General features: G+C 68.6%; 10 protein-coding genes. 5 read left to right on the top strand and 5 right to left on the bottom strand.

Features of this window, described 5'->3' with window-relative positions; all coding sequences use genetic code 11:
* The first annotated feature begins 85 nt into the window (after positions 1–85).
* Positions 86–286, top strand: coding sequence for a hypothetical protein (locus RF646_RS03560; protein ID WP_035961388.1), 201 nt, complete (start codon positions 86–88; stop codon positions 284–286).
* A gap of 116 nt (positions 287–402) precedes the next feature.
* Here the strand turns inward: RF646_RS03560 and RF646_RS03555 are convergent, their stop codons facing one another.
* The 5 genes from RF646_RS03555 to RF646_RS03535 form a co-directional block, all read right to left on the bottom strand.
* A complete protein-coding gene (locus tag RF646_RS03555; RefSeq protein WP_260849451.1) occupies positions 403–1,128 on the bottom strand; it encodes a ubiquinone/menaquinone biosynthesis methyltransferase in 726 nt (241 codons plus the stop codon).
* Positions 1,128–2,747: an RNA polymerase sigma factor gene (locus tag RF646_RS03550; RefSeq protein ID WP_085105950.1), complete on the bottom strand. Its 1,620-nt coding sequence runs from the start codon at positions 2,745–2,747 to the stop codon at positions 1,128–1,130. Before RF646_RS03550 ends, RF646_RS03555 begins: the two co-directional genes overlap by 1 nt.
* 206 nt (positions 2,748–2,953) lie before the next feature.
* Positions 2,954–4,387, bottom strand: coding sequence for a DUF4192 family protein (locus RF646_RS03545; protein WP_064845179.1), 1,434 nt, complete (start codon positions 4,385–4,387; stop codon positions 2,954–2,956).
* A 232-nt stretch (positions 4,388–4,619) separates the two neighbouring features.
* On the bottom strand, positions 4,620–5,915 hold the full coding sequence (locus tag RF646_RS03540) for a nitrate/nitrite transporter (RefSeq protein ID WP_368835222.1): 1,296 nt from the start codon (positions 5,913–5,915) through the stop codon (positions 4,620–4,622).
* Positions 5,916–5,973: 58 nt separating this feature from the next.
* Entirely contained in the window at positions 5,974–6,903 is a 930-nt protein-coding gene (locus RF646_RS03535) for a proteasome assembly chaperone family protein (RefSeq protein WP_179861265.1), read from the bottom strand.
* A 206-nt stretch (positions 6,904–7,109) separates the two neighbouring features.
* Here RF646_RS03535 and RF646_RS03530 point away from each other — a divergent pair, with 206 nt between their 5' ends.
* From RF646_RS03530 to RF646_RS03515, 4 genes are all read left to right on the top strand, one after another.
* Positions 7,110–8,633 carry a leucyl aminopeptidase gene (locus tag RF646_RS03530; protein WP_144996824.1) on the top strand — a complete coding sequence of 508 codons (1,524 nt, stop codon included), beginning with the start codon at positions 7,110–7,112 and terminating at the stop codon, positions 8,631–8,633.
* Between the two features lie 171 nt (positions 8,634–8,804).
* Positions 8,805–10,172: a dihydrolipoyl dehydrogenase gene (lpdA, locus tag RF646_RS03525; RefSeq protein WP_098054531.1), complete on the top strand. Its 1,368-nt coding sequence runs from the start codon at positions 8,805–8,807 to the stop codon at positions 10,170–10,172.
* A 119-nt stretch (positions 10,173–10,291) separates the two neighbouring features.
* A complete protein-coding gene (gene sucB, locus RF646_RS03520) occupies positions 10,292–12,157 on the top strand; it encodes a 2-oxoglutarate dehydrogenase, E2 component, dihydrolipoamide succinyltransferase (protein ID WP_368835221.1) in 1,866 nt (621 codons plus the stop codon).
* A 124-nt stretch (positions 12,158–12,281) separates the two neighbouring features.
* The gene (locus RF646_RS03515) at positions 12,282–12,632 is read left to right on the top strand and encodes a hypothetical protein (protein ID WP_144932928.1); all 351 of its coding nucleotides are present in this window, start codon (positions 12,282–12,284) and stop codon (positions 12,630–12,632) included.
* Positions 12,633–12,687: the final 55 nt, after the last annotated feature.

The raw sequence follows: 12,687 nt of genomic DNA, 5'->3' as shown, positions 1-12,687 counted from the left end.
GTGCGATCGGGGCGCGACACCCCTGATGGCCGTGCGGCGGCTCAGATGAGCGCCGTCGCATTCCGTACCCCGTGAGGAGGATCCCATGAACGCGACACTCGAAGCGCGTGAACTTAACGCGACCCACCGTTGCGACGCCTGCGGTGCCCAGGCATACGTCCGCGTGGTCCTCGAATCCACCGGTGGCGAGCTGCTGTTTTGCGCCCACCACGCTCGTGCGAACGAGGAGAAGCTGCGCCCGTTGGCCGCCACGTGGCAGGACGAGACGCAGCACATCGGCGCCTGAGCGACAGGCCCACCCGCGGCGTTCCGGTCCCCCGCCGGAACGCCCGGACACGAAGGAAGGCGCGCATCCTCGGATGCGCGCCTTCCTTGTCATGTGTCCTTCACATCATATGTCCCTCACGGGCCGGGCTTGCGGCCCCACAGGATCACGTTGGTGCCCAGGTACTTGGTCTCGAAGTCCACGTCCGTGAAGCCGACCTCGCGCATGAGCTGCGCGACCTGCGTGGGCTGCATGAATCCGAGGGTGGAGCTCTCCAGGTAGGAGTAAGCGTCCTTGTCCTTGGCGACCACCCGTCCTAGCAGGGGCAACACAATCCGCATCCCCGCGGTGACCGCGAGCTTGAGCAGCCCCCGGGGCGGTGCCGTCTCCAGGACGACCACCCGCCCCCCGGGCGCGAGCACACGGAACTGTTCGCTGAGTACGCGCGGGACGTCGCTCACGTTGCGCAGCAGGTAACCGTGGGTCACCGCGTCGAAGGATTCGTCCGCGTACTCCAGCGAGTGGGCGTCCGCGAACTCCCACGCGATGCCGTCCGCGCCGGGCTTCGTGCGGGCGCGCTCGAGCATGTTCTCGGAGAAGTCCACCGCCGTGATCTCGGCGCGGGGTTCACGACGCCGCGCGGCCAGCGCGATCTCCCCCGTGCCCGTGGCGATGTCCAGCAGCCGGCCGCCCGGCGTCACGGCCGCCCGCCGGGCCACCTCGCGGCACCACTGGGCGTGCCGACCCAGGGTCATCAGCGTGTTGATCCGGTCGTAGGAGTCCGTGATCCGGTCGAAGATGCCCTGGACCTTCGTATCCCGTTCGGTCATGGAGTGCTTACCGTTCTTGTTCACCGAGGACATCAGTCCAGGTAGTCCCGCAGCACCTGCGAGCGGGACGGGTGACGCAGCTTGGACATGGTCTTGGACTCTATCTGGCGAATCCGCTCACGGGTGACGCCGTAGACCTTCCCGATTTCGTCCAGGGTCTTGGGCTGACCGTCCGTGAGCCCGAAGCGCATGGCCACCACACCGGCCTCGCGTTCGGAGAGCGTGTCCAGCACCGAGTGCAACTGCTCCTGCAGCAGCGTGAAGGACACGGCGTCCGCGGGGACCACGGCCTCGGAGTCCTCGATCAGGTCGCCGAACTCGGAGTCACCGTCCTCACCGAGCGGCGTGTGCAACGAAATGGGTTCGCGACCGTACTTTTGGACCTCCACGACCTTCTCGGGGGTCATGTCGAGCTCATTGGCGAGCTCCTCCGGGGTGGGTTCGCGCCCCAGGTCCTGCAGCATCTGGCGCTGCACGCGGGCCAGCTTGTTGATGACCTCGACCATATGCACCGGGATGCGGATGGTGCGGGCCTGGTCCGCCATGGCGCGGGTGATGGCCTGGCGGATCCACCACGTTGCGTACGTGGAGAACTTGAAGCCCTTGGTGTAGTCGAATTTCTCGACCGCGCGGATCAGGCCCAGGTTGCCCTCCTGAATCAGGTCCAGGAACAGCATGCCGCGGCCCGTGTAGCGCTTGGCCAGGGACACCACGAGGCGCAGGTTGGCCTCGAGCAGGTGGTTCTTGGCGCGGCGGCCGTCGTGGATCACCCAGCGGTAGGCGCGGCGGGTGTCCGCGTCCATGGAGTCCTGTTCGTCCGCGAACTTGTGCTCGGCGTACAGCCCGGCCTCGATGCGCAGGGCCAGGTCCACCTCCTGTTCCGCGTTGAGCAGCGCGACCTTTCCGATCTGCTTGAGGTAGTCCTTGACGGGGTCCGCGGTGGCACCGGCGACGACCACCTGCTGGGCGGGAGCGTCGTCGTCGTCGTTGTTGGTCAGCACGAAGCCGCGCGCACTCTTGTCCTGGCGGCCCTTCATGAGCGGGGCCGATTCCTCCACTGAGGCCTGCTGGGACTCCTGGGTGTCCTCGTCCTCGAGGTCCTCCGGGGTGTCCTCGGGCACCAATTCGTCCTCGGCGAGCGCCTCCTCGACGGGATCCGCCTTCTTCCGACCGCGTCCGCCCGCGGGGGCCTTGGCGGCGGGCTTCGCGGCGGTTTTGGTGGTCTTGCGGGTGCCCGTGGACTTGGCGGTGCCCTCCGCGGAGTCCGCGGTGGTCTTGGTGCGGGTCGTGGACTTGGTCGCCGCGTTCTTGGTCGCGGCCGTCTTCTTGGCGGCGGTCTTCCGGGTGGCGGTCTTCTTCGCCGCGGGCGCGGCGGTGTCTGTCTCGTTCGACGCCGCCGCGTCCGATGTGGCAGCGGTGGTCTGCGACGACGCCGCGGCGGTCCCCCGCGTGGCGGAAGCGCTCTTCTTAGCGGCGGTGCTCTTGCGCGCCACAGTCTTCTTGGCCGCGGCGGCCCTCTTCACGGCGGGCTTCTTAGCAGCGCCACTCGTGCTAGCGCCGCCCGTGCCTGCCTGAGAAGTGGTCTCAGCGGGGTCCGTCTGCGCCGTGGAGGCCTGAGAAGCGGACGCGGTCTTGCTGGCAGCTGGTGACACGGAGAACCTTTCGTTGGACAGATCTACGGGTGCGCACCGCATCAGCGGCCAACACACCTATGACCCTGTCAAGTCCGGCGTGGTGACACGGGGTCCCGCCGAGACTCTGAGGGCCTTATTCGCCCTAACACCGACCCTTCGCAGTTTGTTCCCGCACACCATGAAAAATTTCGCCCGCCCCCGTTACCTCTAGCGATGTGCCCCCATCACCCCTGGTCCGAGGCACCGCGTTCCCACACGCCCCGGCCTGGCCACGCGGTACGCCGGTCCACGCACCACCACGGCGTGGGCTGGTGCCGCAACCGGTGCGCCACGTCGGCCGCCGCGGAACGGCCGGGCATCGCGGATCGTTCGGACCCCGCGGCACCCTCCCGGTTCGCGCAGCGTGCGAGCAACCGCGACGCCGTGTGGGCGCGACCCCGGTACACCTCGAGCTGCGCCAAGGTGGCCACGACGCTCGCGGCAGCCGCGGTCAAGGGTTGCCGGTCACTCGAGGGGTTTGGGTCACTTGACGGCTCTCGGTCACCCGACGTCTCCCGGGAATCCGACAAGTCTCGAGGACCCAACGACTCCCGCGAGCCCGCCACGATCTCGGTAGGGTCGGCGAGCGGGTCGCGCCCCGCACCCAGAATCCCGTCCAGCACCTGCAACACCCGGTACGCACCGTCCAGGGTGTCCCAGTCCGGCGGGCCGTCCCATTCCCCGGCCACCGCGACCACGCAGCGCAGGGCCTCGTCGATCTCGTCCTGCGAGGGCTCGGACCCCGCGATGCCGCCGCCCAGTCGCACCATGGCGGCCCGCAACCCTGCGAGCGCCGCCGCGGCCCGAGCGGTGCTCCCGCTCAACCACGCGTACAGCAGCGCGTCCCTGACGAGGTCGTCGTGCACCCCCTCGATCAGCAGCGCGAGATGTCCGTCCGACAGACCCAGGACGGCATCCACCCAGTGCTGCCTGTCCGCCTGGACGCAACGCACCGCGCGGTGCCACGCCGTCAACGGATGCCGCGGATCGGGGTCGATGGTGGGCGGCGTCGGACCCGGCACCGTGGTCCGCGCAGGTGCGGAATCGCCGTCGTCCGTGCGCAGTCGCTCCCACGCACGCGTGACATGCTGTGCCCTCCGGGCGAACCGGTGCCGCCACCGCGGATGGTGCTCGGGCGCATCCGGTTCGGCAGCGCTACCCAGTGCGATCATCTGGGCGTTGACCGCGCTGTCCCGGATCAGCTCGACGGGCAACGCCCGGTCCGGTTCCGCGAGGTCCCACCAGTGCTGCGGACCCACCACGAGGGCGCGTAACACGGTGAGTCCCGCCCGTTCCACGGCGCACTCCCACCGGGCCGCGGCCACGGCCTCGCGATCCATCCCGCCCTCGAGGGCCTGGTCCGAGTACACCGTCACGACCACCTCCCCGCAGTGACGCACACGCGCGAGGACCTCGGCGAGCTCCGCACCGAGCTCGTACGGATCGGTCTCCACGGTGGGTGAGTTCATGCTCAGGCACAGGGCGCTGCTGTCGGCCACGGGGAAGAACAGCACCGAGGTGTTACGGGGCTGGCGACCCACCTGATGAGGGATCAGCGCGAGGAGGTCCTCGGTGCTGCGGATGCGAACGGTGTCGGCGGCTTCATGGGAAATGGTCATGACGCCACCCTGGCGACCGGACGCCCCTCGGTGGGGTCGGTCCGCGCGCATGTGCACGAGCTCGCTCCCGACACACCCCGGGGCGGTGCTGTGGAGGGCGCTTGCCGCGGTGGACGAAGTGGGGCGCCGTCGGCGGTGGGCGAAGTGGGGTGCCGTCGGCGGTGGAGCGGTAGGGCGTGGCGAACCGGAGCCGTAATGGGACGCGCGGCGCGGGTTCCCACTCACCCAGGGGTCAGACGGAATCGGGGCCGTGCACCCGGCGCACCTTGCGTGTGCAGCGAAGGATCGCGACCGTGCCCACGAGGGCCACGAGGGCCTGGGCGGCGATCGCGGGACGGAACGCATCGGCGTCGTACAGCGTGGGTGTGATCCCGGCGCCGAACAGCAGGTCGAGCACGAGCCCCGTGACGTAGATCGCGAGCAGGGACGCCGCGAACCCGCCCACGTTGGCGAGTCCCGTGGCGGTGCCGTTGCGCTGCGGCGGGTTGAAGGAGCGCACGATGTCGAACGCCAGCATGGACGCGGGCAGGGACAGAGCGATCATGCACACGGCCACGTAGACGACCACGGCGGGGGCGTGGCCCGGCCAGACGAGCAGTGCCGTCCACCCGGCCCAGCTCACGAGCACGCATGCCAGGGACAGTGTGGAGCGCCGGCGCGCGAAGCGCGCACTGAGTTTGCCGATCACCGGCGCCACCGCCACGTTGAACACCACGTACACGGTCATCACGGCGGAGGCCTGCGTGGGGTCCAGCCCCTGTGCGTTCTGCAGGTACGGGTACGCCCACATGAGGGCGAACGTGTTGCCCACGAACTGCACGGTGAAGTGGACCCAGAAGCCCAGCTGGGTCCCCGGTTCCTTGATGGCCTGCCCCATGGAGGTGCGCACGGTCGCCAAGGAGATCGCGTCGTTGAGCTCACGCGCGCCCGGCGGGTTGCTGCGCAGGAACAGGCCGGAGAGCACCGCGGCGAGCAGGGCGATCGCCGCCATGACCGCGAAGGACGGCACCCAGCCGACCACGTGGAGCAACGCCGCGAACGGGATCACGGAGAAGAGCTGGCCCAGGTTGCCCGTCATGCCCACGACCTGGGTGAGCATGGGTACCTTCAGCGCGGAGAACCACACGGGGAGCAAGCGCATGACGCACACGAACGTGGCGGCGTCGCCGGCGCCCACGAGGATGCGACCCACCACGCCCTCGGCCACGGACTGCGCCGCGGACAATTGCAGTTGTCCCGCCGCCATGGCCACGGCCCCCACGGTGATGAGGATGCGCGGGCCGAACCGGTCCACGAGCACCCCCACGGGCACCTGTAGTGCCGCATAGACGAGCACCTGCATCATGGAGAACAGGGACAACCCCGAGGCCGCGGTCTGGAACCGGTCGGCGGCCTCCACCGTGGCCACGCCGAAACTCGTGCGCTGCGCGACCGCGGAGAAGTACGCGAAAACACCCACCGCGAAAATCAACCATGCGGTGGGTGAGTCCTTGTACCGGGACGGACGGGGTGCAACCGGTTCGGGCATGCGGATGGGCCTCCCACGGGCTCGGCGACGGAGGCCCGTGCATACCGGGTGCGGGGCCCTACTCTCGGTGGTCCTCCGGGTCGCTCTGCGCGGCCAGGAACGCCTCCGCGGCGGCACCGAGGTCGTCGGCGTCGGGCAGGTCGGCGTCGTCGGGCCCGGCGAGAATCGAACGACGGGCGGACGCGTCCACCACGTCATCGTATCGCCGTTCCATGTTCTGGATGACACCCTGGACCTCGGGCGAGGAGTTCGCCTGCGCGTCGATCTGACGGATCACGTCCCGGGAGGCCTCCCGCAGCTCGTCCGTGGGCAGAGTGCGCCCGGTCACGGCACTGAGATACTCGAGGGCCGCGACGGCCGCCTGCGGAAGGTAGGACTCCGCGAGGTACTGCGGCACGTGCACGGACAACCCCACGTGATCGATCCCACCCTCCTGCAATCGCAGTTCGAGCAGGTGCGAGGCGGATGCGCTGACCTCGAACGTGGGCTTGTTGCCGTCGATCCGGGGCAGCAGATCCGCACGCGGACCATGGGCGGTCACCAGGATGGGCCGCGTGTGCGGCACGGGCATGGGGATCCCTCCCACGAGCGCCACGAGACTCACCCGCAGTCGTTGCGCGAGCCCCACCACGGCGGAGCTGAACCGCTCCCACTGGGTGTCAGGCTCGGGTCCGGTGAGCAACAAGAAGTGCCGGTCCAGCCCGTCGGTGACCACATGCAGGTTCAGCTCGGGCGCCTCGAAGTCCTCGAAGTGGTCCTCCGAGAACTTCACGTGGGGGCGCCGGGAGCGGTAGTCGTAGAGCTGGTCCAGGTCGAAACGGACCACGGTCTCGCTCGGCATGGAGTCGAGGATGACGGCCTCGATCTGACCGGCCAGGTGGCCGGCCTCCACGTATCCGGACAGCGCCACGATCATGGGCAGCCCACGCAATCGCTCGTCTCCCAGCAACGCGGGATTCCCCAGATACAGGGCCGTGGGATCCAGCACACTTCCTCCTCGTCGAATCATGGGCGCGGCACAGGGGCGCCGACGCTCGTGAGAAGGGAACGCCCGGAGCGACCCCGCCTATTCCCCGCTTCCCCGGGGCTGTGCTGGCTAGGATCGGAGTCGTGCGCGCCACACGAACGCCGCGCACGTCGCGGCCATCCGTACCGCGCCGCATCGTCGTCAGCCACCCGTGAAAGGACACGACAGTGACCACACCGCAGGACATCCTGGCCACCCACGAGGTACGCCTCGAGACCAGCACCAAGCCCCTGGGCACCTCCGCAGACGCCCTCGTGCTGGGGGTACGCCACGACGGCGAGCTCGCGGTACCGAGCGACGTCAAGGCGGGCGTGCGGCGTCGTCTGACGGAGCTCGCCGAACGGGCCCGGGTCTCCGGCGGGCTCGACCGCGTGCTCGTGGTGCCCGCCCCGGACGAGGTGGACGCGCGGTCCGTCGTGTTCACGGGACTGGGCCGTGGTGAGGACGACGAGCGTGGCGAGAACCTGCGCCAAGCGGCCGGTGCTGCGGCGCGGACCCTGCGCGGAGCGGCCGAAACCGCCGTGTTCGCGCTGCCCGTGGCCTCCGAGACCGAGGTCCAGGCCGTGGCCGAGGGGATCGGGCTGGGCGCGTTCAACTACGTCACGCAGAAGTCCCGCACGGCCTCCGAGGCCGACGTCCCGCTGAGCGCGGCGACCGTGGTCGTACCCAAGAACCTCGGCAAGACCGCGAAGGACGCCGTCATCCGGGCCGCCCACGTGGCGCGCGCCGTGCGCCTGACGCGCACCCTCGTGGACCTCTCCCCCGACACCGCGACCCCCGAGTTCGTCGCGGCCGTGGCGACCACTGCGGCGAAGGGCACAAAGGTCTCGGTCGAGGTGCTCGCCGAGAAGGAACTGACCCGCGGCGGCTACGGCGGACTGCTGGGCGTGGGGCAGGGCTCCGTCAACGGGCCGCGCCTGGTCAAGCTGCAGTGGTCCCCGGCCCGTGCCAAGAAGCACGTCGCGCTCGTGGGCAAGGGCATTACGTTCGACTCCGGCGGCCTGTCGTTGAAGCCGCCCGCCTCGATGATGACCATGAAGTCGGACATGGCCGGTGCCGCCGCGGTGCTCAGCACCGTCCTCGCGGCCGCTGCGCTCCAGTTGCCCGTGACCGTGACGGGCTGGCTGTGCCTCGCCGAAAACCTGCCCTCCGGCTCCGCGACCCGTCCGGGTGACGTGTTGAGCATGTTCAGCGGTCACACCGTGGAGGTGTTGAACACGGACGCCGAGGGCCGCCTGGTGCTCGCGGACGGGCTGTGGGCCGCGGGTCAGGAGAACCCTGACCTGTTGCTCGACATCGCGACCCTGACGGGCGCGCAGATGGCCGCGCTTGGCGTGCGTACCGCGGGCATCATGGGCGACGACGCCGCTCGGGAACGTGTCGTGCGCGCCGCCTCCCGCGCGGGCGAACCCGCGTGGCCCATGCCGCTGCCCGAGCACCTGCGTCCGTCCCTCGACTCGTTCGTGGCGGACCTGAAGAACATGGGCGACAAGTACGGCGGGATGCTCGTGGCCGGGCTGTTCCTGCGGGAGTTCGTCCCCGAGCAGCGTGGCCGGCGGATCCCGTGGGCGCACATCGACATCGCGGGCCCCTCCTTCAACGAGTCGCAGCCCTGGGGGTACACACCCAAGGAGGGGACCGGCTTCGGGGTGCGCACCATGCTCGCGGTGGCCCAGGACCTCGCCGAGTAGGCTTCCCCCGATCGTGCGCCACGCTGCGGGGGTCCACCGGGATGCAATGTCTGGTGAGCCCCCCCGGGGTGGCGTTAGGCTGGACCCCAACCGTGACCGCCCCACACACACCCAGGATCGGGACCCGGGCGGGCATCAGAAACCAAGAACTCGAACCCCGAGGGAGCCAACGTGGCCGACAACCAATACGACATTCTGGTCCTGGGCGGAGGATCCGCCGGGTACTCCGCCGCACTGCGCGCGGTGCAGCTGGGTTACAGCGTGGCGCTGATCGAGAAGGAGAAGCTGGGCGGTACGTGCCTGCACTGGGGTTGCATCCCCACCAAGGCGTACCTGCACTCGGCCGAACTCGCCGAAGGCGCCCGGGAGTCGGAGAAGTACGGCATCAAGGCCTCCCTCGAGTCCATCGACATGGCGGCCGTGCGCGAGTACAAGAACAAGGTCGTGCAGGGCAAGTACAAGGGTCTCACCGGGCTCATGAAGATGCGCAAGGTGGACGTGATCCAGGGCAACGGCAAGCTCACTGGCCCCAACACCATCGACGTGGACGGCACCACCTACACGGGTGAGCACATCATCCTGGCCACCGGTTCCTTCTCCAAGACCCTGGGCATCGAGATCGGCGGTCGCGTGATGACCTCCACCGAGGCCCTCGAGATCGACTTCGTGCCCAAGTCCGCGATCGTGCTGGGCGGCGGCGTGATCGGCTGCGAGTTCGCCTCCATGTGGCGCTCCTTCGGCGTGGACGTGACCGTGATCGAGGGTCTGCCCCACCTCGTGGCCAATGAGGACCCGGCCATCGTGAAGATCGCTGAGCGCGAGTTCAAGAAGCGCGGCATCAAGTACAACCTGGGCACGTTCTTCGAGAAGGTCGAGCAGAACGACGACGGCGCCAAGGTCACCCTCGCGGACGGCAAGGAATTCGAGGCTGAGATCGTGCTGGTGGCCGTGGGCCGCGGCCCCAACACCGAGGGCATGGGCTTCGAGGACCAGGGCATCCCCATGGACCGCGGTTTCGTGACCCCCGACGAGCGCCTGCACACGGGCGTGGCCAACATCTACGCGATCGGTGACATCGTCCCCGGCGTGCAGCTCGCCCATCGCGGCTACCAGCAGGGCCGCTTCGTGGCCGAGGAGATCGCCGGGCTCAACCCCGTGGTGGTCCCGGACATCAACGTCCCCAAGGTCACGTTCACCGAGCCCGAGATCGCCTCCGTGGGCTACTCCCAGCCCAAGGCGGAGGAGAAGTTCGGCAAGGACAACGTGGAGACCTTCGAGTACAACCTCGCTGGCAACGGCAAGAGCTCCATCCTGGGCACCGGCGGCATCATCAAGCTGGTGCGCGAGAAGGACGGACCCATCGTGGGGTTCCACGCGATCGGGACCCGCATCAGTGAGCAGATCGGTGAAGGCCAGCTCATGGTGAACTGGGAGGCCTACCCCGAGGACGTGGCGGCATTCATCCACGCCCACCCCACCCAGAACGAGGCCATCGGTGAGGCAGCGATGGCATTGGCCGGCACTCCGCTGCACGGCTGATCCACTGCACCGGGTGCCCGCCCCACGGGGTGGGCACCCGGCCCCTCACCACCCCGGGACCGCACGGACCCGGGACACGTTGCACATTTTCCGATCTTTAGAGAGGGACGGACGACACAATGTCTGAAACCGTTAACCTGCCCGCGCTGGGCGAGTCTGTCACCGAAGGAACCGTGACCCGCTGGTTGAAGCAGGTGGGCGACGAGGTGGCCGTGGACGAGCCCTTACTCGAGGTCTCCACCGACAAGGTCGACACCGAGGTCCCCTCCCCCGTGGCCGGCGTCGTCGAGAAGATCCTGGTCGAGGAGGACGAGGACGTGGAGGTCGGTGCCCCGCTGGTCGTCATCGGTGACGGCTCCGGTTCGGGTTCCGATGACTCCTCGGACGCTTCCGCTGACTCCTCGGACGCTTCCGCCGAGGAGGTCGAGGACGCCGCGACCGAAGCCGATTCCGGTGAGAACACCGAACAGGCCGCGGAGACCGAGACCGAGCAGGCCCCCAAGGCCGACACCAAGCAGTCCTCGGGCAACTCCGTGGAGGTCACCCTGCCCGCGCTGGGTGAGTCCGTGACCGAGGGCACCGTGACCCGCTGGCTCAAGGAGGTCGGCGAGCAGATTGAGGTCGACGAGCCCCTGCTGGAGGTTTCCACCGACAAGGTCGACACCGAGGTCCCCTCCCCCGTGGCCGGGACCCTGCTGGAGATCAAGGTCCAGGAGGACGAGGACGCCGAGGTCGGCCAGGTCCTGGCGATCGTGGGCGACGAGTCCGCCGCCGGCTCCGGTGACTCCGACTCCGACTCCGACAACGGTTCCTCCGACGAGTCGGGTGAGACCAAGGCCGAGCAGATCGAGGACGCCGCGACCGAAGCCGATTCCGGTGAGAACACCGAACAGGCCGCCGAGGCCAAGGCTCCCCAGAAGAGCTCCGGCTCCGAGGAGAAGCCCACTCCCGCCAAGCAGTCCGAGTCCGGTGCGTCCTCCGATTCCGGTGCCAAGTCCTCGGACTCCGGCACCAAGGACGTCCCCGGCTACGTGACCCCGCTAGTGCGCAAGCTGGCCCGTGAGAAGGACGTGGACCTGTCCACGATCACCGGCACGGGTGTGGGTGGGCGCATCCGCAAGCAGGACGTGCTCGCCGCCGCGGAGGAGGCCGCCAAGCAGTCCGAGGCTCCCCAGGTCCAGGACACCGGCGCCAACATGGCACCGGCCGTGTCCCGCCAGGGCTCCGAGGCCCAGCCGGCCTCCGCCCCCGCCCCGGACGCCAAGCGCGGCACCACGGAGAAGGCCCCCCGCATCCGGATGACCATCGCCAAGCGCATGCGCGAGTCCCTGGACGTCTCCGCCCAGCTCACGCAGGTGACCGAAGTGGACATGACTCGCGTGGCCCAGCTGCGTCAGAAGGCCAAGGACCAGTTCCAGAAGCGCGAGGGCGCCAAGCTCACGTTCATGCCGTTCTTCGCCAAGGCCGTGGCCGAAGCATTGCAGGCGCACCCCGTGCTCAACGCTACGTTCAAGGAAGAGTCCAAGGAGATCGTCTACAACGCCTCCGAGGACATCGCGATCGCGGTGGACACCCCCCGCGGGTTGCTTGTGCCGGTCGTCAAGAACGCCGGTGACCTGAACCTGGGTGGTCTGGCCAAGCAGATCGCGGAAGTGGGTGCCGCCGCCAAGGACGGTTCCATCTCCCCGGATCAGCTGACCGGTGGGACCTTCACCATCACGAACATCGGTTCCTTCGGTGCTCTGTTCGACACGCCCATCATCAACCAGCCGCAGGTCGCCATCTTGGGCACGGGCACGATCGTCAAGCGCCCCATGGTGCTCACGGACGCGGACGGCAACGACACCATCGCCATCCGCCACATGTGCTACTTGTCCCTGACCTACGACCACCGTCTCGTGGACGGCGCGGACGCCGGCCGGTTCCTGGGCACGCTCAAGAAGCGCCTGGAAGCGGGTCAGTTCGAATCGGAGGTCGGCCTGTAAGGGTTTCCCTGTGACCCACCGCGGTCAACCGTTCGGTTGATTTTCCGGCCGCCGGGATGTGTTCTGGATCACTCAGAACGCATCCCGGCGGTTTTGTGTGACGGGGCTCCGATAGGCTCGAATCATGTCTTTCCTCTTCAGCCTCATGTTGTTCCTCCACTTCCTCGGTCTAGCCGTCATCATCGGCACGTGGCTCTTCACCATGAAGCGCCCCACCGTCACGTCCGGTCAGTTCTGGGCCGCGCTCGTGATGCTGCTGACCGGTTTGGTCATGGTGGTCTTCCGCGAGATGCAGGACGGTTTCGCGGTCAATCACATGAAGATTGGCGTCAAACTGATCATCCTGCTCGTCGTGGCCGTCGCGGCGTTCATCGGGATGCGCAAGACGAAGCGCGGTGAGCCCGTGTCCACCGGGCTGGCCCACGCGGTCGGCGGTCTGGCCGTGATCAATGCCGCCGTCGCTGTGTTCTGGTGAGCCACCCGCTTCCCTGAACGTCCCCCGTTCCCACCGCACGCCCCGGTGCCGCGCG

The organism is Kocuria sp. CPCC 205261, from assembly GCF_040981025.1.
GTDB classification, from domain to species: domain Bacteria; phylum Actinomycetota; class Actinomycetes; order Actinomycetales; family Micrococcaceae; genus Kocuria; species Kocuria marina.
Note: the sequence above shows the minus strand (reverse complement) of the source record. Positions and strands in the feature narration are given on the sequence as shown.